This window comes from Streptomyces sp. NBC_00557 (assembly GCF_036345995.1).
Lineage (GTDB): Bacteria > Actinomycetota > Actinomycetes > Streptomycetales > Streptomycetaceae > Streptomyces.
This window is the reverse complement of sequence record NZ_CP107796.1, coordinates 8,240,862-8,263,731: the sequence shown is the minus strand read 5'-3', so window position 1 is coordinate 8,263,731 and position 22,870 is coordinate 8,240,862. Positions and strand designations below refer to the sequence as shown.

At 67.7% G+C, this 22,870-nt stretch carries 19 protein-coding genes and 4 pseudogenes; 12 read left to right on the top strand and 11 right to left on the bottom strand.

What is annotated here, in order from left to right:
• Window positions 1–72: 72 nt before the first annotated feature.
• From OG956_RS36835 to OG956_RS36825, 3 genes are all read right to left on the bottom strand, one after another.
• Window positions 73–393 (bottom strand): hypothetical protein, encoded by a 321-nt coding sequence (locus OG956_RS36835; RefSeq protein ID WP_330342354.1) that lies wholly within the window; start codon window positions 391–393, stop codon window positions 73–75.
• 178 nt (window positions 394–571) lie between these two features.
• The gene (locus OG956_RS36830) at window positions 572–745 is read right to left on the bottom strand and encodes a CsbD family protein (protein WP_070027679.1); all 174 of its coding nucleotides are present in this window, start codon (window positions 743–745) and stop codon (window positions 572–574) included.
• Window positions 746–1,647: 902 nt separating this feature from the next.
• Window positions 1,648–1,992, bottom strand: a complete 345-nt coding sequence (locus OG956_RS36825; RefSeq protein WP_330342353.1) for a MerR family transcriptional regulator — start codon at window positions 1,990–1,992, stop codon at window positions 1,648–1,650.
• A gap of 882 nt (window positions 1,993–2,874) precedes the next feature.
• On the opposite strand from OG956_RS36825, the gene OG956_RS36820 reads away from it, so the two are divergent.
• Window positions 2,875–3,060, top strand: coding sequence for a hypothetical protein (locus tag OG956_RS36820; RefSeq protein ID WP_330342352.1), 186 nt, complete (start codon window positions 2,875–2,877; stop codon window positions 3,058–3,060).
• Between the two features lie 111 nt (window positions 3,061–3,171).
• Window positions 3,172–3,906, top strand: coding sequence for a hypothetical protein (locus OG956_RS36815; RefSeq protein WP_330342351.1), 735 nt, complete (start codon window positions 3,172–3,174; stop codon window positions 3,904–3,906).
• 670 nt (window positions 3,907–4,576) lie between these two features.
• On the opposite strand, the gene OG956_RS36810 is transcribed toward OG956_RS36815, so the two are convergent.
• From OG956_RS36810 to OG956_RS36800, 4 genes and pseudogenes are all read right to left on the bottom strand, one after another.
• Window positions 4,577–5,005 carry a hypothetical protein gene (locus OG956_RS36810; protein ID WP_330342350.1) on the bottom strand — a complete coding sequence of 143 codons (429 nt, stop codon included), beginning with the start codon at window positions 5,003–5,005 and terminating at the stop codon, window positions 4,577–4,579.
• Window positions 5,006–5,121: 116 nt separating this feature from the next.
• A pseudogene (locus tag OG956_RS36805) lies at window positions 5,122–5,837 on the bottom strand (IS5 family transposase).
• 286 nt (window positions 5,838–6,123) lie between these two features.
• A pseudogene (locus OG956_RS40345) lies at window positions 6,124–6,296 on the bottom strand (helix-turn-helix domain-containing protein); the annotation flags it as partial.
• Window positions 6,297–6,423: 127 nt separating this feature from the next.
• Window positions 6,424–7,503, bottom strand: a complete 1,080-nt coding sequence (locus tag OG956_RS36800; RefSeq protein ID WP_330342349.1) for a PP2C family protein-serine/threonine phosphatase — start codon at window positions 7,501–7,503, stop codon at window positions 6,424–6,426.
• A 376-nt stretch (window positions 7,504–7,879) separates the two neighbouring features.
• On the opposite strand from OG956_RS36800, the gene OG956_RS36795 reads away from it, so the two are divergent.
• The 3 genes and pseudogenes from OG956_RS36795 (at window position 7,880) to OG956_RS36785 (ending at window position 10,347) form a co-directional block, all read left to right on the top strand.
• Window positions 7,880–8,131, top strand: a complete 252-nt coding sequence (locus OG956_RS36795) for a transposase (RefSeq protein WP_330342348.1) — start codon at window positions 7,880–7,882, stop codon at window positions 8,129–8,131.
• 24 nt (window positions 8,132–8,155) lie between these two features.
• Window positions 8,156–8,956, top strand: a pseudogene (locus OG956_RS36790) (ATP-binding protein); the annotation flags it as partial.
• A 404-nt stretch (window positions 8,957–9,360) separates the two neighbouring features.
• Window positions 9,361–10,347, top strand: a complete 987-nt coding sequence (locus OG956_RS36785) for an NAD(P)H-dependent flavin oxidoreductase (protein WP_330342347.1) — start codon at window positions 9,361–9,363, stop codon at window positions 10,345–10,347.
• Between the two features lie 122 nt (window positions 10,348–10,469).
• Here OG956_RS36785 and OG956_RS36780 read toward each other — a convergent pair whose 3' ends face one another.
• On the bottom strand, window positions 10,470–11,087 hold the full coding sequence (locus OG956_RS36780; protein ID WP_200418085.1) for a TetR/AcrR family transcriptional regulator: 618 nt from the start codon (window positions 11,085–11,087) through the stop codon (window positions 10,470–10,472).
• 441 nt (window positions 11,088–11,528) lie between these two features.
• Between OG956_RS36780 and OG956_RS36775 the strand changes: the two genes are divergently transcribed.
• Both OG956_RS36775 and OG956_RS36770 read left to right on the top strand, forming a co-directional pair.
• Window positions 11,529–12,965 carry an aldehyde dehydrogenase gene (locus OG956_RS36775; protein WP_330342346.1) on the top strand — a complete coding sequence of 479 codons (1,437 nt, stop codon included), beginning with the start codon at window positions 11,529–11,531 and terminating at the stop codon, window positions 12,963–12,965.
• A gap of 73 nt (window positions 12,966–13,038) precedes the next feature.
• Entirely contained in the window at window positions 13,039–14,646 is a 1,608-nt protein-coding gene (locus OG956_RS36770; RefSeq protein ID WP_330342345.1) for a GMC family oxidoreductase, read from the top strand.
• 462 nt (window positions 14,647–15,108) lie between these two features.
• On the opposite strand, the gene OG956_RS36765 is transcribed toward OG956_RS36770, so the two are convergent.
• The 3 genes and pseudogenes from OG956_RS36765 to OG956_RS36750 form a co-directional block, all read right to left on the bottom strand.
• The gene (locus OG956_RS36765; RefSeq protein ID WP_330342344.1) at window positions 15,109–16,038 is read right to left on the bottom strand and encodes an NmrA family NAD(P)-binding protein; all 930 of its coding nucleotides are present in this window, start codon (window positions 16,036–16,038) and stop codon (window positions 15,109–15,111) included.
• A 527-nt stretch (window positions 16,039–16,565) separates the two neighbouring features.
• Window positions 16,566–17,066: an FAD-linked oxidase C-terminal domain-containing protein gene (locus OG956_RS40340; RefSeq protein WP_443065706.1), complete on the bottom strand. Its 501-nt coding sequence runs from the start codon at window positions 17,064–17,066 to the stop codon at window positions 16,566–16,568.
• A 41-nt stretch (window positions 17,067–17,107) separates the two neighbouring features.
• Window positions 17,108–17,216 (bottom strand): annotated as a pseudogene (locus OG956_RS36750) (IS5/IS1182 family transposase); the annotation flags it as partial.
• A gap of 428 nt (window positions 17,217–17,644) precedes the next feature.
• Between OG956_RS36750 and OG956_RS36745 the strand changes: the two are divergent.
• From OG956_RS36745 to OG956_RS36725, 5 genes are all read left to right on the top strand, one after another.
• Window positions 17,645–18,406, top strand: a complete 762-nt coding sequence (locus OG956_RS36745) for a DeoR/GlpR family DNA-binding transcription regulator (protein WP_330342343.1) — start codon at window positions 17,645–17,647, stop codon at window positions 18,404–18,406.
• Between the two features lie 82 nt (window positions 18,407–18,488).
• Window positions 18,489–19,847, top strand: coding sequence for an ABC transporter substrate-binding protein (locus OG956_RS36740; protein WP_330342342.1), 1,359 nt, complete (start codon window positions 18,489–18,491; stop codon window positions 19,845–19,847).
• A 77-nt stretch (window positions 19,848–19,924) separates the two neighbouring features.
• On the top strand, window positions 19,925–20,884 hold the full coding sequence (locus OG956_RS36735) for a carbohydrate ABC transporter permease (RefSeq protein WP_330342341.1): 960 nt from the start codon (window positions 19,925–19,927) through the stop codon (window positions 20,882–20,884).
• Entirely contained in the window at window positions 20,881–21,768 is an 888-nt protein-coding gene (locus OG956_RS36730) for a carbohydrate ABC transporter permease (protein ID WP_330342340.1), read from the top strand. Before OG956_RS36735 ends, OG956_RS36730 begins: the two co-directional genes overlap by 4 nt.
• Window positions 21,765–22,754, top strand: a complete 990-nt coding sequence (locus OG956_RS36725; protein ID WP_330342339.1) for a zinc-dependent alcohol dehydrogenase family protein — start codon at window positions 21,765–21,767, stop codon at window positions 22,752–22,754. The genes OG956_RS36730 and OG956_RS36725 overlap by 4 nt, the downstream gene beginning before the upstream one ends.
• Window positions 22,755–22,870 lie beyond the last annotated feature (116 nt).

The following is a 22,870-nucleotide window of genomic DNA, read 5'->3' as shown; positions in this document are numbered from 1 at the left end:
AACAGGCCTGACCAGCGACACAGGCTGCCTGCACGACGCGCAGAAGGCGGGACACGGAGGCATCGGCCCAAGCTACCGCGCGCCCCAGCTTGTCGTGCGCGGCGAGGCCTGGATCTGCTGGGGCAGGGCGGCCGCATGTCCCCACGGCCTGCGGAAGGTCAGGAACGCGGATGCGTGGTCCTTGTGGTCGTGGCTGAACGAGGCCTGGTCCAGCTGCCAGCCCAGCTCTTCCACGGCCTCGATCTGCTCGGCCACCCCGGACAGCGGGCCAGAGAAGTTGCTCTGCAACACGCCCTGGTTGACCCGGCAGACGAACACGGTGCGGCCTTCGGTGACGGCCCGCTGCGCATGCTCTTTGATCATGTTCGCCTTGGCGTCTTTGATCCACCCCATGGTGCTTCCCCTCCCCTTGTCAGCCCGCCGGGCGAGGCGGCCGGCGAGGTGCACGGTAGCGGCTGACCGCGGTGTGGGACCCGTGCCTGCAAGGCGGTTCCGCGACGGCTTCGGTGACAGCAAGGGCCCTCACCCCTTGTCGGGGTGAGGGCCCAGCGCTCATGAGCGGCGCCAGAGTTCAGCGCTTGAACATGTCCTTGATCTTCTCCTTGGCCTGGCGCGCATCGCCCTTGGACTTCTCCGCCTGGCCCTCGGCGACCATCGGGTCGTCGACGGCGGCTCGTCCCATGGCCCTCTTGAGCTTCCCCTTGGCCTGCTCGGCCTTGGCCTTGGCCTTCTCACCAGCCGACATGGCAGACACGCCTCCTGCCGTGGTTGACGATTCGTCCGCATTCAGCGGCGGGTCCCGTGTGCCCAGCACCGCCCCTCGCAAACGGGTGATACGACCATGAGAAGACGGGTACGCCGAGATCACGCGCTTCGCGGCCGTCGCCCCGTGGCCTTCTTCGCAGTCGTCTTCTTCGCCGCGGCCTTCTTGGCCGGCTGCTTCTTCGCGGCCGTCTTCTTCGGCTTCGGCAGTTCGCGGACGTAGGCCGGGCCCACGTCCTCGCCGCGAGCCGCTTCACGTTCGACACGGACTCCTGCAGAGCGGCCATCAGGTCGAGCACCTGTGCCGGCTGCTCGGGCTCGGGCGTCTCCGGCAGCGGCTTCTCCTCGCGTTTCGCCTCGCCGATCTGGACGATGGCCTCCGTGTACCGGTCCTGGGACTCCGGGCCACAAGGTCGTCCACGGTCATCGTGTCCATGAGGGCGAGCGCGCACTCGACCTCCTCGTCGGTCACGTCGACCGGCGGCGGGAGCAGCTCGGTGGGGTCGCGGAGCTCGTCCACCCAGCGCATGGCGTGCAGGACCAGGACGGCGTCGCGGATCGGAAACGATCAGAACGTCGCGGCCGTCGGACAGCGTCCATATCTCGGCGGATGGTGCCTCCATCAGGCGAGATTTCACTGGGTCGACGGCGCGGCCAGTGGGTGCCGGGGCTGCCGGTGGAACTCGGTCACACGGTCACGGAGACACCGGGAGGCGGGAATCTGCTGGTCGCGGCCCGGGACGGGACTGCGGAGAGGGATGCTGGAGTGGACGCCGACGGCGTCTTCTCCAGCGCCCTGAGCCGTGACCGCCGGGTGCCGGCTACCGCCGATCACGGCTCGGCGGCCTGCTGAAAGCCGCTTTGAGATCGCGACCGGCGTCCTTGTCAGGCCGAGGTTTTCGGCTGCGGCTGGGTGGCTTGGGCGCGCAGTTGCTCGTTGATGCGCTGGGCTTCTTCGAGTTGGTCTTCGAGGATCACGATGCGGCAGGCGGCCTCGATGGGGGTGCCCTGGTCGACGAGTTCGCGGGCGCGGGCGGCGATGCGCAGCTGGTAGCGGGAGTAGCGGCGGTGGCCGCCTTCGGAGCGCAGGGGGGTGATCAGGCGGTGTTCGCCGAGAGCGCGGAGGAAGGCGGGAGTGGTGCCGAGCATCTCGGCGGCCCGGCCCATGGTGTAGGCGGGGTAGTCGTCGTCGTCGAGGATGTCGGCGGTGCGGGTACTGCGAGGGGGCATAGACCTCTTCTTTCCGGGGGACGCGTCGGGGGGCCCGGGTGCCGTACTGGCACCCGGGCCCCGAGCTTTCAACACCATCTACCGGCCGACTGCGCCGGCCTTGTTCGTCCGCAGATCCGCCTGGGACGGCGGTGCTGCGGGGATCGCGGATGCGTGACCGGGGACCACCTTCCAATCCGGGGTCTTGCGGTACCCGGGCGGACTGCTTCCTCGCCCGGGCGATCCTGATGGCGCCTGTTGCTCCTTACCTTCGGTTACTCGGTGGTACTGCTGGATACCGCGGGTACTGCTCGCGACCCCTTCGGGTCGCGTCCTGCTTGACCTGTACGGCAGTTCCTGTCTGCCGTACCCACTGCGACTTCCTGGGTACGAGAGAAATGGTAGCCCCGCGAACAAGCGAATGTCTACCACCGCCATGACAGATTTTCTCTCTGACCCGTGCAGGTATTTCTGTCCTCAAATACACCCGGAAGAGTGCTGTGCCTGGTTGAATCCCGGCCCCGGCGGGCAAGCGCTGAGCCTGGCGTAGAGCCGATCGAGGGTGGGCGGCAGCGCCTGACCGACATGGAGACGACCCCACGACCAGGGCCCCGGCCGGGCCCTGGTCGTGGGGAAGGGTGTCCGTCCCGGTGACGTCGCCCGCTCCCGGATGCCGCCCGCGCCTTCCTCGACAGCCTGGACCCGTGCCCGGCGGCGGAGACAGCACAGACCCTCACTCTGGGGCCGGCGTGAGTGCGTGAGTGTCGGAGCGGCAGCGGTGGCGACCACCGAGATGAGGGCCTGCTCAGCCCGGCGCCGTGGTAGGCGCGTGGTGCTGCCTGGTGCTGTGGGCGCTGATGGCGGTGCCGCTGGTCCGGCATGTGGGACTCTGCTGGCCGAGGCGTGGACCTCCTAGAGGAGGAGATCGAAGCCGAGCGGAGGACCATCTACGGCGTTGACGAGAACCTCGGTGACCACGAGATGAAGCGTCTGCAGGAGTGGCGCACCCGGCTGGTCGCTGACGTGGCGCGCCAGGATTGGAACCGGCGGAGGAAGCAGGAGCGGAACGAGGACGCCCCCGGCCGGTGACAGCTTCACCGGAGAACTACAGAGAACACCCGCGTGGATGCCCTCATGTCAGCACCCGGAGTGTCTGCCGGGGAGCTTGCCCGAAGCGGGCAGCGCGGTCACCCTGGCGACATGGCGAGTTCCTGGGGGCCAGCCGTGCTGAGGGCGGCCGGGCGTGCCGGAGGATGGCTGGGACTATTCGCCGCGGGGTCGTTCGTGGCGACCGGGTTCACCCTGGCCACGGCATGGCCGCTGCTGGCGCTGTGGTCACAGGGGCACCGGAACCCGATGGCCTTCTTCCTGGCATGCGGCGGAGTGGTCGTCGCCCTGCTCGTCCCCGGGCTGTCGGCCGTGTACCTCCACTCCCGTGGCCGCGAGAAGGCGTCCTACGTCATCGCAGGCGGCATAGGCCTGCTCATGGTCTCTGCGTACGGCTTTGTGCTGCATTTCGGCCAGCAGGATTCCGACCAGCAGGCTCTGCATGACCGCGGAGTCGCGGTGACCGGTGTGGTGACCCGGCAGTGGAAGTCGTCGACACCGGACGGCACCTCTTCCGGGGTGGTCGTACGGCTGCCGGACGGGACCACGCACCAGCTTCGGGGCGAGCAGTCGCCGACAGGAACGCGGGTCGTCGTGACCGTCGACCCGCGCGGGCACGTCGACGAGCGGCTGGGGCCGCCGCCCGGGGCACCGGACGGAGTAGCGCTGAAGCTGTCGGCCGCTGGAGTGGCGCTCGGCTGCGTCGCATCGTCCGCGTGCTGCGCGGGATTCCTCACCGAGGACATACGGCGCCCGCTGCGCCGGAGGGGACCGGCCAGGGGCCGAGAGGATAGGGCAGTGGCGGTCTCGGCCGCGCGCGGTCACTGAGGGTGGGCCGGTAGGTGCCTGCAGGTGCTGCCAGCAGCGGTGGACGTGCTGTTCTGCCTCTCGAACAACGCAGAGCGCAACGTCGTCCGCCGGCGAAGGCGTCCGGGGCGGCGTCGTGTCGGTGCCGGGCGCGCTGCGGTGGCACAACGGCGGGCCGCTTCGGCGCGTTGTCGACCGTGGCGGCGGTGGCCTTCACCGCAGCAATCACCCCTCGTGGTAAGGGATGTTCCTCCACCTGCGGCCTTTCAGGGGAGTCATCCCGGAAACGGATCAGGCCGGTCTTCTCGGTGGCGCCCTGATCACGCCGCGGTGGCCCGGATGGACCGCTCGGCGTGGAGCGGCTCGTTCGCCGGCAGAGTTGAGCAGGACCGGCACGAGCACTTCGCGCGGCCAGCGCCCTCCCGCTCAGCGGCAGGCACCGCTCCTCCTCCTGCACTTCGGCCTGCGCGGGGTACCGACGCAGCAGGGCATCACCACCGACGCGGCGATCTGTCTGCCCTGGCACGGGTCACGGTGGTAAAACGGGATTCCGTTCGGAAGCGTCAGGGGGCGAATGCGTTCGGCATGGGTCATGTGGCTGGTGTGCTGATGGCGGTCACCGCGTGCTCGAGCCAGGGCGGGACCGGTGGCAAGGCGACGCCGTCCCACCGAGCTGAGGTGACCCTGGCGCTCAGGGCCTTCGCCTTCGGTTGATGAGGAGCAGGGCGCATGAGGCGACGGAGCACGCCAGCCCTGCGTACAGCAGGGGCGCAGTCCAGAACCACACCGCTTCGGTGCTGTGCCCGCTGGTCCAGTGGCAGGTGATGGACGGAGGGAAGCTGTCCACGCTCACCGATGTCAGCCCGTAGTCCCGCCCGGCATCCATGTACACGCCGTCACCGGTCTTGTCTCCACACACGTCGAGCGGTTTCGTGAAGGCAATCCCGTATACGGTTCCGGCCCCGTAGGCGGCGATCGCTGCCGCGCTGCCGATCACCGCCCAGCGGGCCGACCGCGAGGGCTTCCTCCTGGTCACCCACAACGCGTACGGAAATGCCCCAACGGCGAAGAGGGAAAGTGTGATCGCGGGCGGACCGAAGAATGCGAACAGAGACACCATGCGCCCTGACGTTACTTCGAGCGGAGCAACCGCTGCCGGTTCGCCCGGTACTCAGCCCGTCGGAAGGTTCTCGTGGAGGCGCGCTGTACAAGGTTTTGTCGCCGAACCAGAATCTCCTACCGGAGTCCGTTCAGGCGCCGCCAGCAGATGAGTGCGCATCCGAGGGCGAGGAAGGCTTCGTGGATGTCGTCGCGGATCTCCCAGCGGATCCGCAGGCGGCGGAACCAGTGCAGATGGGCGAACGCGCGCTCCACCACCGAGCGTTCGGTGCCCAGGCCGGAGCCGTGCTCCGTGCCACGGCGGGCGATCAGTGGTTTCACACCAAGGTCCCACACTAGGCGGCGGTACTTGTCGTGGTCGTAGCCGCGGTCGCCCAATACTGCGCCCGGGCGGCGCCGGGGGCGGCCGCGCTTGCCGCGAATGGGCGGCACCGCTTGGAGGAGCGGGATCAGTTGGGTGGCGTCGTTGCGATGGCCGCCGGTCAGCGTGACGGCGAGTGGGATGCTGGTCGCGTCGGTGATCAGGTGATGCTTGCTGCCCGTCCTGCCCCGGTCGACAGGGCTTCGTCCAGTCTTGGCTCCCCCTTTAACGCCCGGATGTGGGAGCCGTCGACTGCCGCCCGGGAGAAGTCCAGGGCGTTCGCGGCCCGCAGCTCGGCGAGCAGGGCCTCGTGCAGCCGGGGCCACACCCCGGCTGCGGTCCACTCCGCCAGTCGGCGCCAGCAGGTCATGCCCGAGCCGAAGCCCAGTTCCTGCGGCAGGTGCGTTAGGAGTTCTAAGGCCAGGCCGCTGCCTGGTTGCGGAGGCGGCAGAATCGGCCGCAGACCGGGCAAGCCTCTGGGCGGCGGCGGTGACCATGACGCCGCATGGGTCTGCGCGCCGGCGGCAACCTGGACCCGGCCGGCGGTGGGTGAGGCCCCGGCTCGGCCGGGCTCTCACCCATAGGCCCCACAGCGGCTGCGCGAACCACCGAACCGCCCTACGTTTGCAGTGCCCAGCTCGTGACAGGCAGTGCTCGGGCCTGGTGGTCCTGCGTCCCATGTGCACACGCAGGACCACCCCGGGCCCACCGCCGCATATCGCGGACGGGCTTCTGTGCTGCCGCGGGTGATCCGGCACCCGCCAGCTCCGCCGCCACCGCTCCACCGACCGCTCCGAGACCCGCAGCGCCACCGCGGTGCCCGGCGCGGAGTCGTCTCCCCGACCTCCAACCGCCCCACGGCCTCCAGCCGCACCCGCTCCCGCGCCGCCGTCTGCCCATCAGTCAACCCACCGCCTTGCGCATACCTCATAGGCGCCGGCAGTACCGATCACCCGCATCAACCCGCAGGCGAACCGCCCAACATGACCCGATGAAGTTCAGTAGCACAAGGGGGCCCCGCTGTCCCTGCTGACCACAACCACCGGATCGGCCTCGGGCTAGCGATGGTCGTGGTCGGCTACCTGTCGCCCGTCGCTGCCGACGAGCTCGCCGTAACGGCGTCCATCGTGCACAAGTCCTGCTCGCCGGATGACAAGGACGGCGGCATCGTCGCGGAGGGCGCCGCCGGTGTAGGTGAGAAGGTCCCGCTGGAGCCATTCGATGAGCGCTTCTGGACTGCACTTGGCCCACTGGGCAAGCCGCCCTTCCAGTGGGTAGAAAGCCCCGCTGGCGTCGCGGGCCTCGACCAGACCGTCGGTGAAGAGCAGGAGAGTGTCACCGGGCTCGAACGAGAAGGTGTGAGACGTGCGGATGCCCTGCTCCAGCGCGCACATACCCAGGGGCGGCGCCGGGGGGCTCGGGACACTTGTCACCTGCCCTCGGCTGATGAGCAGGGGCGATGGGTGCCCGCAGTGCGTCAGCCGTGCCACGAAGTCATCGTCGGGGATCTCCAGCAACAGCGCGGTGATGAAGTGCTCCTGCACCTCGTCGTCCGCACCGGGGAACTGGGTCAGGTAGCGGCACGCACTGTGGTCCAGGGCGCTGGCGAGGGCCGGGAGCGTGGCGTGCTGGTAGGCGGCCTCCTGGAACGCGCCCATCAGCGCGGCTGCCTCCCCGACTGCGGCCAGTCCTTTTCCTCTGACATCGCCGATGAGCACACGGGTGCGGTTACCGGTGCGGGCCACGGCGTACAGGTCACCGCCGATACTGGCCTCTTTCGCGGCGGCCAGGTACGTGGACGAGATGTGCAGGGGGCCGAGTCTGCGCGGCAGCGGGCGTAGCAGCGCGCGCTGCGCGGTTTCGGAAACGGAACGCACCTGGACGAGCTCTGAGCTGCGCCGGTCACGCACCAAGCGGACGATCACGGCCATGATCGAGAGGAATGCGAGCCCGATGATCTGCGCGATGTGGTTGGGCGTGGAGAGGCCCCCGTGGAACACGGCTATGCTCACCTGAGCCGCTACCGCCAGTGCACCGACCAGTCCGGTCAGCCAGGCCCCTCCGAATGAAACGGTGATGGCTGGTGCCACGACGAGAAGCGGACCGAGGTGGACTGATTCCGGGGTGCTGATGTCCACGACGGTGATGGCAGCGATCAGTGCTAGGGGGAGCACCACCAACCCCCAGGTGGGATACCACCGGTGCCGGGTGAGGGCGGAGTGCTGCCTAGGAGGGTACATATGTCCAATGTGCACCAACTATCCATGAAGCGGCACAGTCGAAAAATCCCCTTTACGATTGAACAAGTGAACGATATACCTCCGGGCTGCCACGCCTCCGCGTCCTGGACACCTGGCTCGTCCTGTCCCTGGACCGGGCAGGGCAGCACATCGCCGAGGCTGAACGTCGGGATCAGGAACGGCAGCGCGGCGCAGAGGCTCGGCCGCCGGCGCCGGACTGCTTGGAAGACCACGTATCGTTCCAGGTGGTACGCATGCCGACCTGGAAGCCTGGATGACGTGGCTGGACGAGTTGGGGGGCACCGGCCTGCTCATCCCACACCGTGAACGACGAGGTCAGACGCACCTCAGCCCCCACCAAGAAGCGGAGATCGCCGTCCACCGCCGGGCGCGAGCCCGGGTGGAACACGCCCTGTCCCGGCTGAAGAACTGGAAAATCCCGCGGGACTGCCGACTCAAGGGCAACGGCGTGCACCAGGCCATGCTCGTCATCGCCCAGCTCCACAACCTGGCCCTCACCGGATAACTCACGCCCTCATACGGGACAGTCTTCGCCGCGCCACCGCTCAGCCCGCGCACCGGCCAGATCAAGGACTACCTGCGGGGCAGCAACCCGGGGATCCCTTCCCACGAAGCCATGGTCAAGGCGACCCCGCCCGGACGCGGCTCCCGACTACCGCGTCCGCTCGGCGACGATGAGATCGACGGTCGTCACGTCCGGCAGGTCGCCGGCGTACCGCTCATGGTCACCGGCGCCTTTGACGAGAATGACCTCGGAGGGTCCTGCTACCACTCCAAGCTCGGCGCGGTTGAGCTGTACCTCAATCACCTCGTCGACGGTCCCGGCGAGTACGTCGTCGTTGACATGACCGCCGGCGCCGACGCCTTCGCCTCCGGCCTGTTCACATGCTTCGACATGACGTTCCTGGTGGTCGAACCGACCCGCGAGAGCGTCTCCGTGTACTGCCAGTACCGCGACCACGCAGCAGAGTTCGGCATCCTGGTCGCCGTCGCGGGCAACAAGGTCACCGGCGAGGACCACCTGCTCTTTCTCCAGGAGCATGTCGGCGACGACCTGCTCGCCCACTGCGAGCAGTCCTCCTGCGTACGCGCCCAGGAACAGGGCCGCGGCCACGGCGAGCTGGAGCCGCACAACACCCGCACCCTGAACCTGCTACGCGCAGCCGTGGACGCCCGCATCAAGAACTGGGCGGCCTTCCAGAAGCACGCCGTGGAGTTCCACCTGCGCAACGCCACCGCCTGGGCCAACGAGGCCACCGGCCGGGACGTCACCACCCAGGTCGACCCTGACTTCCAGCACGGCCCCGCGGCCCTGAGCGCCCTCACCTGACCTCCACCGCCTCAAGAACAGACCCAGAGAACAGGGCAGCCCTTCAATGTCAAACTGTCGCAAAAGCTGCTCGGTGCGCCGTGATCGGCCACACAACATCAGCGTGCGCACACACGGGCCCGAGCCCCCTCCAACAAGACTCGGGCGTCTGCGCGGCATACGGGATCGGCCAGTTGCGCCGACTCTTACCTTGGCCGTCCGTGAAGATCAGGGCGAGCATTCCCTCTCGTACGTTGCGATGCAGTCGAATGACAAATCGCCCTCCACGATCCACGGCCGACATCACCTGGAAATCCGGCCGGCTCGGGCGCTCCATGGTTCCGCTTCCGCGATCGAGTAGCTTGGCGCGGGCGAGTCGCGTGCTGCTGGTGGGCTGGGCGCACTGTGTTCGCTAGCGTCGACCCATGTTGCGTACGAGATTCACCGAAATGTTCGGTATCACCTACCCGGTGATGGCGGCCCCGATGGCACTGCACAGCGGCGGAACACTAGCCGCCGCTGTCTCCGCGGCCGGCGGGCTCGGCTCCTTCGGGGGTACACATCCCTGGAAAGGGCCGGACTGGATCCATGCGGAGATCGCAACCATCCGCGCTACGACCCACCTTCCTTTCGGAGTCGGCTTCATCACGCCGTTCCTCCCCTTCACCGAACCGCATTTCGAGGCCGCTCTGGAAGAGCGACCAGAGGTCATCGCGCTGTCGTTCGCGGACCCGCAGCCGTGGCTTGCTCGTGCCAAGGCCGTTGGAGCGCGGGTGATGTGCCAAGTACAGAACTACGATGACGCGCAGACGGCCGTCGCCGCCGGTGCCGATGTCCTCGTGGCGCAGGGCACGGAGGCCGGTGGCCATACCGGGAGGATGGGCCTTCTGCCGTTCCTGGCGGGGATCGTGAGGCGTTACCCCGATGTTCCTGTGCTGGCCGCAGGAGGAATTGGCGATGGCCGAACCCTGGCGGCCGTCCTGACCGCCGGGGCGGACGGCGCATGGCTGGGCACGGCGTTTCTCGCCACGCCCGAAGCGATCGAGGTACACGATGCCCACAAGCGCCTGATCGTGGAAAGTGACGGCAGTGACACCGCATGGACACGGACCTACGACATCGTGTCGGGGCTGCCGTGGCCGGAGACCATCGGTGAACGAGTTCGCCGCAATCGGTTCACCGATGAGTGGTCAGAGCGCGAGGCGGCTCTGCGGGACCGCAAGGAGGAATTCGCGCTTTCCAAGAATGTCAGTCCCGTGGAGGGCCCGCCCAACCCTGACACGAGCGCGATTCTCTATGGCCAGTCGGCGATCTTCGTCAATGCCGTCCGTCCCGCCGCAGAAGTGGTCCGGACGATCGGCGACGAGGCCGAGGCGATCCTGGCCTCACGGCCTCGATCGCTGCTGAGCTGACGAGCAACCCCACTCGCGCTGGGACGCCGAAGCTCGAGGGCCCGTTCGTGAACGCCTGAGCCACCGTCGACAGGAAGGCGGTTCCGGATGGTCGCTGGGAGCTGCTGACGCCGGCTGCTCTGTCATTCTCGTGATGTTTCCGAGGCGTGCTCGGTGATGGCCTCGAAGAGGAGGAGGCCCTGATCCACCAGTTCCTCCCTGGAGATGCCCAGCTCTCCGTTGAACCAGCTCAGCAGCATCTCGCTGACGGCCCCCACGACGGCCACGGACAGGGTGGCGGGGTCCATCCGAGGATCGTGAAGCCCTTCCCTCAGGAGGGAGTCCACGAGGCCGCTCATGCGCTGCAGGCCCAGACGCCGTTCGTGTGCTGTGAGAGGACCGGCTCCCAGGGACTCCGTGAGTTTGACGCGCCCTTTTCTCGGTTCTTCCACAGAGAGCGCGACGATGGCGTCGATCACGTTTCGAGCCCGGTCGCGCAGTGGCTGGTCTGTGGCGATCACGCCGGCGCACCGGGTGATCTGTTCCTCGTAGATGTCCCTCATGAGCGCCGCCATGAGATCGTCGAGGGAGGTGAAGCTCTCCGCGAAGTACCTGTCCTTCAGTCCGGCGTGGCGGAGTACCGCACGGATGGAGGTGTGGGCATATCCGCGGCTGGAGAAGAGTTCCAGGCCGCTTTCCATGAGGCGCCGGCGGCGGAGCGAAGCGCGCTCTTCCGCCGTGACTCCGCCATATGTCCTCACGATGTGCCACCTCCTTGAGGCGTACTGCTCTGCTCATGGCGCGATGTCATGCACCGGGGCCCGGCCGCCACCACGATGCTCAGGGGCCTCGTGTGAGGTCTTGAGCCGGCTGCCTGACTTCACCCATCGGGCGACGGCCATGCCTGTGGCCATCTCGCTAATATTCTTCCCATCTGGTAGCAGATTACCCCAGATGGGTGTAATGTCGAATTTATTCAGTTGTGAATCATGAAAGCGCTCCCCCAGGGCCGGCACCAGGCGCAAGGGGCGTCGCAGACGTGGCCCACCCGCAGATTCGACGCGCCGGGCCACCGCGCAGGAAAACCATGACCGTCAGCGGCCTGCGTACCGCGCTGAGCACCCTCGTGCCCGCTGGTCATCCACCTATCGAACACCACGGAGTGTCGTGGTCCCGTGGCATGCCGTGGGGAGAGTTCACCAATGCATCCCAACCATCTTTTCATCGGCGGACGCTGGGTGCACACGTCCAGCGACCGTGTCATCGACGTCGCATCCGCGAGTACCGGCGATCATCTCGGTGCCGTACCGGACGGTTCCCAGGACGACATCGACCGAGCGGTCGGAGCCGCTCGTGCCGCATTCGACGCACCGGCCGGCTGGTCCTCCTGGGGCCCTGAACATCGCGCGGCCGCCATGATCCGTCTCGCGGATGCGCTCGAGGCGAGGAAGGGGGCAACGTCCGCCGCCGTCAGCGCGCAGAACGGCATGCCGATCACCATCGCCCGGTCCTTCGAAGGTGTGGTGCCGTCAGCCCTGCTGCGCTACTACGCGGGTCTGGCCGACAGCATGACGTCCGAGGAACTGCGCACCGGACTGCCCCGTGGCACCACCTTGGTCCGCCGGGAACCCGCAGGCGTCGTAGCCGCAATCATGACGTGGAACTTCCCTCAGACCATCGCCTTCTTCAAGGCGGCCCCGGCACTGGCGGCCGGTTGCGCGCTCGTCCTCAAGCCGGCTCCGGAGACGGTCCTCGACTCGGTGCTGCTGGCGGAGGCCGTCGAGGAAGCGGGCATTCCCGACGGCGTGATCAACATCGTTCCGGGCGGCCGTGACACCGGCGCCTATCTGGTCTCCCATCCTGACATCGACAAGGTGTCGTTCACCGGATCCACCAGAGCGGGACGCCAAGTGGCCGCCGCATGCGCCGAATTGCTGCGACCGGTAAGCCTGGAACTGGGAGGCAAGTCCGCCGCCGTCGTCCTCGACGACGCCGACCTCACCGCGACCGCGGAGCAGTTCTTCATGGCCAGTCTGCTGAACAACGGTCAGACCTGTTACGCCAGTACCAGGATCCTGGCTCCCCGCAGCAGGTATCGGGAAGTGGTCGAGTTCTGTACGGCGATGGCCCGCGACGCCGTCGTCGGTGACGCGCTCGACCCCGACACCGAGATCGGCCCGCTCGTCAGTCGGCGCCAGCGCGAACGAGTCCTGGGTTACATCAAGACCGGCCTCAACGAAGGGGCTCAGCTCACCACCGGAGGGGGCCGGCCACCCGGCCTCGATCGGGGCTGGTTCGTCGAACCCACCGTATTCGTCGACGTCGAGAACTCATCGACCATCGCGCAGGAGGAAATCTTCGGCCCGGTCCTCACGATCACGCCCTACGACGGCGAGGACGACGCGGTGCGCCTGGCGAACGATTCGGCCTACGGCCTCGCCGGCACCGTCTGGACCACGGACCTGGACCATGGTGCCCAGGTGGCCCGCCGTCTGCGGACCGGCACCGTCGGGCTCAACGGCTATCTGCCCGACCTGACCTCCCCCTACGGAGGCAGGAAGGCCAGCGGCCTCGGCACCGAACTGGGGCCCGAGGGACTTCACGCATACCAGCAACTCCAGTCGATCTACCACCCCTGATGCGACAGCCGGCGCCCGTCGCCCGACTCGGGCGAGTCCGGGCGACGGCCGCTCGCCGGGCGAGGGAACCAGCATGACTTCCACCGGAACCGAAGGGTTCGACTACGTCATCGTGGGCGCCGGCAGCGCCGGTTGCGTACTCGCGCACCGTCTGAGCCGCGACGACCGCGTCCGCGTGCTGCTCCTCGAAGCGGGCGGCCCTGACACCGACGAACTCATCCACATCCCAGCCGCACTCGGAATGCTCTTCGGATCGCATACCGACTGGAGCTACCGGACGCTCGAACAGCCCCAGCCGGGACGCACCTTCTCCTGGCCCCGTGGCAAGACACTCGGCGGCTCATCATCCACCAACGTCATGATCTACACCCGTGGCAACCGGCACGACTACGACAGCTGGCGTGACGAACACGGTGCGAAAGGCTGGGGCTACGACGACGTCCTGCCCTATTTCATGAAGTCCGAGTCCAACTGCCGCCTCGGCGAGCCCTACCACGGTTCGGACGGACCCCTGCACGTCGAGGACCGCACCTACACCCACGAACTCTCACAATCCTGGCTGGACGCCGCTGTGGAATGGGGGTTGGACCGCAACGACGACTTCGCGGGTGCATCCCCTGTCGGTGCCGGCCCGTACCAGGTGACATGCCACCACGGGCGGCGATGGTCCACGGCCGACGCCTATCTGCGCCCGGCCCTCGGCCGACCCAATCTCACGGTACGCACCAGCGCCCTGGCAACAAAGATCACACTCAACGGATCACGCGCGGCCGGCATCACCTATCTCCGGGACGGACAGGAGCGGACGGCCCACGCCGACAGGGAGATACTGCTCTGCGGCGGATCCATCAACTCACCCCAGCTGCTGCTTCTGTCGGGCATAGGCGATCCCGATGAGCTGCACGATGTGGGGATAGACGTCCGAGTCCCCCTGCCCGGCGTCGGGCGTAACCTCCAGGACCATTTGATGGCTCCCATCGTGTGGGAGACCCAGAACTCCACCGATGTCGTGCGGGACCTGCTCACCCCGGACAACCTCGACCGGTGGCGCACACACGGCGACGGGCCCTTCGCCTCCAACTACGGCGAGGTCGGCGCGTTCCTCAACGTCACGGGCGGCCGCAGCAGCCGTCCTGACGTCCAGTTGGTGGGAGGGGCCACGGCACTCATTCTCAGCGGTGAGGAAAGACCTGACCGGCCGGTGTTCACGATGAACTGCGTCCCCCTGCACCCGCAGAATCGCGGCACCGTCCGTCTCGCGTCGCCTGATCCGCAGACCCCTCCGCTGATCGATCCCCGGTACTTCGACGTGCCCGCGGATGCGTCGGTCATGGTCGCCGGACTCAGAGCGGTCATGGGCATCGCCCACCGCGCACCGTTCGCCGACTACCTGGGGCGGTCGTACCTGCCCGCCAGTGACGACCTGGACCGTCTGGACGACGCGGCTCTCGAAGAGCACGTCCGCAGATGGAGTGCCACGGCCTATCACCCGGTGGGCACCTGCGCCATGGGAACCGGACACGGCTCCGTCGTCAATTCGGATCTGGAGGTCCACGGAGTCGAGCGACTCCGTGTCGTCGACGCCTCAGTCATGCCGACTGTCATCAGTGGAAACACGAACGCACCCACGGTCATGATCGCCGAAAAGGCTGCCGAGCGGATCGGGCAGCGACCTCGCTGAACTCGACGTATGAAGAGCCCCGGAGTCCGCCCGCGCCTTGGTGGACACACTGGTCACCGCACGCCCCTGAGCGGGCCGCCGTACCTCCCGCTCCCTGGGACGTGCGGTACCCGCAGCGCCCGGTGCGCGCTGCGGGTACTGTCGGTGGTGGAGCACAGGCGCCCAGGGCGTGGACCACGTTGACGATGGCGGTCATCTGCGGTGCGCCCGATGGGCCGCGCACATCCGGCGGGTGCTCACGCCAGGCCCAGGAGGCAGGTGATGCCACTCTCGACGTCGAGGAGGCCGCGATGTTCATCCTCAGCGCCTTGGAGGGCACACCGATAGCGCCCGGGGCCGCCAAGTCTTCCGCGTCCCTTCGATGCCGTCTTCCGCATGGTCTTCGACGTTGCGCTAAACGCGCCTACGGCGGCCAGGCCGTCCTGTCGGAGAGTGCGTACACCGCACCACGAGGACCCGGATTCAGAGGCTGAACAGGCTGGGGTTGTCACGGACGTAATCGGCCACCCCCGATGGAGGCCGCCCGGTGACCTGCTCGACACCGTCCGCCTTGCGGTCGTATCGATTCTCGGCGTGAAGACGAGCCATGGTGGAGATGTGCTGAAAGGCATGGTCCGGCAGCTCCAGCGGCCTGAGATCGTCGTTGATCCATTCCTGCAGCGGGACATCGGTGTACCCGACCGGTCGTCCCAGAGCTGCGGAAAGCTCTGCCGCCATGGCCGCGGTGTCCTCCGAGCGCGGGCCGGTCAGCTCGTAGATCCGGCCGATGTGCGGGCCCGGATCGGCCAGGATCTCCTCAACAACCGCGGCGACGTCCCGAGCCGTCACAGGGGAGGTTTTCGCCCGGCCGAAGGGCAGTCTGATGCTTCCGTTCTTCGCGATCGAGGAGAAGCCGACACGGAACAGCGGGTTCTCCATGAACACGGTGGGTCTGATCTGGACGACGGGCAGGCCTGACCAGCCGAGGACCTGCTCCACCATCCAGTGCTGCCGCTGCTGCACGGACTCGGAGGTGCTGGTGAGATCCATCTCCGAGACGGTGAGCTGCGACATGTTCACGAACACTTCCAGGCGTCCGTACGCGCGGGCGACGGCCGCTGCCGTCACGGCAGCCTCGAGATACTGTGCCGACACGCCCATGCCGAAGTACATACGTCCACAACCGGCCAGGGCGTCGGCGACGTCGACCGTGCGCGTCAGGTCTCCGACGACGACCTCGGCTCCCGTCGCGCGCAGCGCCTCCGCTCGCTCGTCCTTGCGATGCACCATGGCACGGACGCGCAGGCCCCGTTGCCTCAGCCCCTCCACCACAGATCGTCCGACGGCACCGACACTGCCCGCCGCGCCCGTCACCAGTATGGGCAGCGCACTGGCTTCCGGAGTGCCATCCATAGGAGCAGACTGGGCTGTGTACCTCCACGGCGCAACCGGAGGCGGCCAGCCTCGCCGAGGTTGTGCCATGCAGTCACCGTCTGGGAAGCAGGTCGGCCAACCGGCCCAAGGAGGATGCTTGTCGCGTTGGCTCCGTCATGCCGGCAGTTCGCAGCACTCGTTCTCAGGTGCTGAGCCCGAGGACGTCCAGCGCAGCCGCGACGTCCTTGCGCGCTGATCCGGCGAAGACCCCACCGACATGGTCGCCAGCGCCGGCTACCGCTCCCGCGTCGCCGTGCTCCAAGCCTGCGCAGTACCGGGACGGCGACCTGGCCGCTTACCGCGAGAATCTGCTCGACCACATCCGACGCGGCGAGGGCGCCCCGGCCACCTGACCCGACACATTCTCAGCTCCGAACCTCTTCGCACCCGGCACTCCTTCTCGCCCCGCTCAACAGGGCCGGTAACGAACGTCACCTTCCCCCATCAGGCCCCGGCCACCCGCTGACCAGCACGCGCCAAGAACATCAACCACCCGGAGGAAGCCATCAGGCTGGCGGTGCTGGGCTTGTACGCGATCGTGTCCGGGGTCGCCGGCGCGGTGATCGTGGGCCCGGTGTTCGACGCGCTGAGCGGTCACTTCTGGGCGCCGGGATCGGCACGCTGGTGGGAGCTCGGGCGGGGTGTACCCGTCGGTGCTGCTGCGTTGTTGCGGACCAGCATGTGCCCGCGCCCGGCGGCAGTGCCTGCCCGATCGCGCTCCAGAAACCCCGGCCCCCGCGGCCCGGGTTGAGGATGCCCCCGGGGTCGAAGACGCCCTTGATGCCGGCCATCAGCTCCCGCTCGGTGGGGCCGAGTTGTGCATCGGGGCAGCGCGTCTTGAGCGAGCCCACGCCGTGCTCGCCGGTGATCGTGCCGCCGAGCTCCAGCGCGGCGGCCACGATGTCGTCGAAAGAGGCACTGACACGGTCGGCGGTGTCGCGGTCGGTGGCGTCGTAGACGACGGTCGGATGCAGATTGCCGTCGGCGGCGCGGCCGAAGGTGCCGATCAGTACCCCGTGGCCGGCGGCCGCTCGCTCGATCGCGGCACGTCGCGGGTGTTGCCGGCGGAGACGCCGACGAGGAGGGGCAGGCCGTTCGCGTCCGACAGGACGTGCATCGACGTGCATCTTGGAACCCCGCTTGCCCCGGTCCACGGGGTGGGACCTCCGGCTTCGCATGTCTCCTGCCACCGGGGTCGTTGCGTCCGATTCGACCTGGTCAGACCGATCCGGCATCCCCGGCTTGCCTGAAGTACTTCGGAGCCGAGACACCACAGGTGGCTGGCCCTTGCCCTCCGGCCCTGGGGCGACTGTCCGAATCCGGTCGGGAAAACGGTCAGCGAACGGGCAGGCGCCAGTTCGCAAGCGGGCAGCAGTATCCCGCGCCGCTGGTCCCTCCACGGCAGCATCCAGGGGATCCGCACAGAGGGAAGCGGGCATATTCGGTCATGAACCGTTCTACGGCGAACCTGGCTAGTACGGGCATTCCCCTTGTAGAAATTTGGCCACCGAAGCCCGAACGGGCCGGGCTCGGGAAACAGCCGGCGCGGACAGAGCGCATAGAGCCGTGAGATGGAGGTGTCGCCGTGGACGCCGATGAACGAAGACGTGGAATTCTGGAGACGGCACGCCGTTTGGGATCCGTGGACGTCGGAGAGCTGGCTGCCGGTTTCGAGGTCTCCAAGGAGACCGTGAGGCGTGATCTGAACCTGTTGGAGAGGCAGGGGCTGGTCCGGCGTACTCATGGTGGTGCCCATCCCGTCGAGAGCGCGGGCTTCGAGACCACACTCGCCGTTCGCACCACCATGCACGTCCCCGAGAAATCCAGGATCGCGGCCGCCGCGGCCGAACTGCTCGGGGACGCCGAGACCGTCTTCATCGACGAGGGCTACACCCCGCAGCTCATCGCCACCGCTCTCCCCCGCGACCGGCCACTGACCGTGGTCACCTCCTCGCTGGCCACCGCAGGCAACCTGTCATCCGCCGAGAACATCACAGTGCTGCTGCTCGGCGGCCGAGTGCGCGGCGCGACGCTGGCCACGGTCGACCACTGGGCGACCCGCATGCTGTCCGGCTTCGTCATCGATCTGGCGTACGTCGGCGCGAACGGCATCTCCCGCGAGCACGGACTCACCACCCCTGACCCCTCGGTCAGCGAGGTCAAGGCCCAGGTCCTCAGGGCCGCCAGGCGACGGGTCTTCTCCGGAGTCCACACGAAGTTCGGTGCCGTGAGCTTCTGCCGCTTCGCGGACGTCACCGCGTTCGAGGCGATCGTCACCGACGCCGGACTGCCCGCGTCCGAAGCACACCGCTACTCCCTGCTGGGCCCCGAAGTCATCCGCGTCTGAGCCCAGTCCGTTTCCCTCTCCCGTTCCTCGTAAGTCCGAGGCGTGGTTCCCCATGCCCTCGAAACATCACCTGGAGTCAGTCATGCGTACACGAAGAATGATCCAAGTCCTCGCCACGGCTACGGCCGCGGGTTCGCTGCTGGTCGCCTGCAGCGGGGCCGGCAGCTCGGCGGGCTCCGGCGACGGCGGCAAGAGCATCAACGTGCTGATGGTCGGCAACCCGCAGATGGAGGACATCGCGAAGCTGACCAAGAGCACGTTCACGAAGGACACGGGCATCAAGGTCAACTTCACGATCCTTCCCGAGAACGAGCTGCGCGACAAGGTCACTCAGGACATAGCCACCCAGGCCGGCCAGTACGACGTCGCCACCATCGGCGCTTACGAGGTGCCGATCTGGACGAAGAACGGCTGGCTGCACGAGCTCGGCTCCTACGCCGACAAGGACGCGAGCTTCGACAAGTCCGACCTGCTCAAGCCCATGGTCACCTCCCTGTCCGGATCCGACGGCAAGCTCTACGCACTGCCCTTCTACGGCGAGTCCTCCTTCCTCATGTACAACAAGGACGTCATGAAGGCGAAGGGCATCACGGTGCCCGAGCACCCGACCTGGCAGCAGATAGCCGACATCGCGGCCAAGGTCGACGGCGCCGAACCCGGCATGCGGGGCATCTGTCTGCGGGGACTTGCCGGCTGGGGCGAACTCGGAGCGTCTCTGACGACCGTGGTCAACACCTTCGGCGGCACCTGGTTCACCAAGGACTGGAAGGCCGAAGTCAACAGTCCGGCGTTCAAGAAGGCGACGAACTTCTACGTCGACCTGGTCAAGAAGCACGGCGAGGCGGGAGCGGCCCAGTCCGGCTTCACCGAGTGCCTGAACGCCATGAGCCAGAAGAAGGTCGCCATGTGGTACGACGCCACCAGCGCGGCCGGGTCGCTGGAGGACCCCAGCGCCAGCAAGATAGCCGGTCACGTCGGCTACGCCTACGCGCCGACCGCCGAGACGAAGAGCAGTGGCTGGCTGTGGAGCTGGGCGTGGGCCATGCCCAAGACCACCAAGAACGCCGACGCCGCCGCGAAGTTCATGCTGTGGGCCTCCAGCAAGAAGTACGAGCAGCTGGTCGGCGAGAAGCTCGGCTGGGCACGCGTCCCGGCCGGCAAGCGGGCCAGCACATACGAGATCCCGCAGTACCAGAAGGCCGCCGCGTCGTTCGGTGACATCACCCTGAAGTCCATCGAGAGTGCCGATCCGGCCAACCCGGGCGTCCAGCCCAGGCCGACCGTGGGCGTGCAGTACGTGGCCATCCCCGAGTTCCAGGACCTGGGCACCAAGGTCACCCAGGAGATCTCCGCCGCCATCGCCGGCAAGACCAGCGTCGACCAGGCGCTGAACGACGGCCAGAAGCTCGCCGAGGACGTCGCGAAGAACTACCAGAAGTGACCTCCAGTGCCCGGCCGCCCCTCCCCCGGCCGGGCACCGCTTCCACGACTCCGGCCTTCACCGGCAGAGGAACATCCATGACCACACTCACCGCTGCCCCCAAGACGGCATCACCCCCCAGCCGACCGCGCACGTCCACCGGCATCAGCAGATGGAAGCGCCGCATCCCGCTGCTGCCGGCGCTCGTCTTCACCATCGTCGTCACCCAACTGCCCTTCGTGGCCACGCTCGTGATCTCCACGTTCCAGTGGAACATCCTCAAGCCTGGCGACCGTCACTTCGTCGGTCTGTCGAACTTCAGGTTCGTCTTCACCGACGACCGGCTGCGCACCGCGGTGCTCAACACCATGGTGCTGACCGCGTCGGTGGTGCTCATCAGCGTCGTTCTCGGACTCGGCCTGGCGATGCTGCTCGACCGGCGGTTCCTCGGCCGCGGTCTGGCGCGGACGATGCTCATCGCGCCGTTCCTCGTCATGCCGGTCGCGGCGGCCCTGCTGTGGAAGCACGCCATCTACAACCCAGACTACGGTCTGCTCAACGGCACCCTGAACGCCGTTTACCGGCTGTTCGGAGCCGCCAACGGACCCACCATCGACTGGGTTTCGTCCTACCCGATGCCCGCCGTCGTGGTGTCGCTGGTGTGGCAGTGGACGCCGTTCATGATGCTGATACTGCTGGCCGGTCTGCAGGCGCAGCCTGGTGACGTCCTGGAGGCCGCCCGTATGGACGGGGCCTCCGCGCTGCAGACCTTCCGGCACATCACCCTGCCGCACCTGCGCCAGTACATCGAGCTGGGCATCCTGCTCGGCACGATCTACGTCGTGCAGACCTTCGACGCGGTCTACACCATCACCCAGGGCGGCCCCGGCTCCCAGACGACCAACCTGCCCTACGAGATCTACCTGACCATGTTCCGCAAGTACGAGTACGGCCAGGCGGCCGCCGCCGGTGTGGTCGTCGTCCTCGGCTCGATCCTGATCGCGACCTTCGCGCTGCGCACGATCGCGTCGCTGTTCCGCGAGGAGGTGTCCCGATGACCGCTCCCGCAGCAGTCACCGCGCCCGGCGCGAGGCTCAAGAAGCTGCTGCGCCGAAGCGACGACCACGGCGGCACCCCCCGTCTGTCGCCCCTGTGGACCTTCGTTGCCTGGCTCGCCACCCTGGCGTTCTTCGCACCGGTGGCGTGGATGGTGCTCACCTCCTTCCACCAGGAGGCGGACGCGGCGACCAACCCGCCCAGCCTCTTCGCGTCCCTCACCTTCGACCAGTACAAGCTGCTGTTCAGCCGGAACATCACCCCGTTCCTGCTCAACTCTGTCATGGCCAGCGTCATTTCGACGCTACTGGTGCTCGCCCTGGCGGTGCCTACGGCCTACGCGCTGTCCATCAAGCCGGTCGAGAAGTGGACCGACGTGATGTTCTTCTTCCTGTCCACCAAGTTCCTGCCGGCCATCGCGGCCCTGCTGCCGGTCTACCTGATCGTCAAGGATGCCGGGATGCTGGACAACGTGTGGACGCTGATCGTCCTCTACACCGCCATGAACCTGCCGATCGCGGTGTGGATGATGCGCTCGTTCCTCGCCGAGGTGCCCAAGGAGATCCTGGAGGCCGCAGAGGTCGACGGCGCCGGACTGCCCACGGTGCTGCTGCGGATCGTCGCGCCGGTGACCATGCCGGGGCTCGCGGCCACCGCGCTGATCTGCTTCATCTTCAGCTGGAACGAGTTCATGTTCGCCGTCAACCTCACCGCGACCAACGCCTCGACCGCTCCGGTCTTCCTCGTCGGCTTCATCACCAGCGAGGGCCTCTTCCTCGCCCGGCTCTGCGCAGCCGCCACGTTGGTCTCCCTGCCGGTCCTCATCGCCGGTTTCGCCGCCCAGGACAAACTGGTCCGCGGCCTGTCGCTAGGAGCAGTCAAGTGAAAGCCGCCGTCATCGAAGCCCCCGGCCGGGTCACCGTCACCACGGTGCCCGACCCCACACCCGGGCCACGCGAGGTCGTGGTCGACGTGGCGGCCTGCGGGCTGTGCGGGACAGATCTGCATATTCTGCAGGGCGAGTTCGCACCGACTCTGCCGGTCGTGCCGGGCCACGAATTCGCCGGCGAGGTCGTGGGCCTCGGCAGTGAGGTCACCGAACTCTCCCTCGGCGACCGGGTCGCCGTGGACCCCTCCCTGTACTGCAACGAGTGCCGATACTGCCGGGCCGGCCGCAACAACCTCTGCGACCGGTGGCAGGCGATCGGCGTGACCGTGGCCGGCGGCGCCGCCGAGTACGCCGTGGCGCCCGTCGCCAACTGCGTACGCCTGCCCGGTCACGTCGACGTCCAGGACGCGGCCCTGATCGAACCGCTGTCCTGCGCGGTGCGCGGCTACGACGTGCTCAACAGCAGGATCGGCTCCCACGTGCTGATCTACGGCAGCGGCACGATGGGCCTGATGATGCTGGAACTGGCCAAGCGCGTCGGAGCGGCCTCGGTGGACATCGTCGACCTCAACCCGGAGCGGCTGGCGACCGCCGAGAAACTGGGCTGCTCCCAGGCGGCACCCTCGGCCGACGAGCTGGGGCGACCGCATGGCTGGGACGTGGTCATCGACGCGACCGGCAACGCCGCCGCCATCCAGGACGGCCTGCAGCGCGTCGCCAAGGCCGGAACCTTCCTGCAGTTCGGCGTCTCCGACTACGCGACGACGGCCACCATCTCGCCGTACCGCATCTACAACCAAGAAATCACCATCACCGGTTCCATGGCCGTGCTCCACAGCTACGAGCGCGCGGCGGAGCTGTTCGCCACCGGGGTGCTCGACCCGCAGGTGTTCATCAGCCATCGGATGCCGCTGACGGAGTACCCCCAGGCACTGGACCAGTTCGCAGCGGGCCGGGGACGCAAGATCGTCGTACTGCCCTGAGGTCCACCTGACGGCTGCGAACCAACATGCCCGCCGCCGAAGACGTCCTGGCGGCGGGCATGGGCGCTCCTGCTGTGCGGCGGCTAGACGACAAGATCTCCTGCCTGACCCGAAGC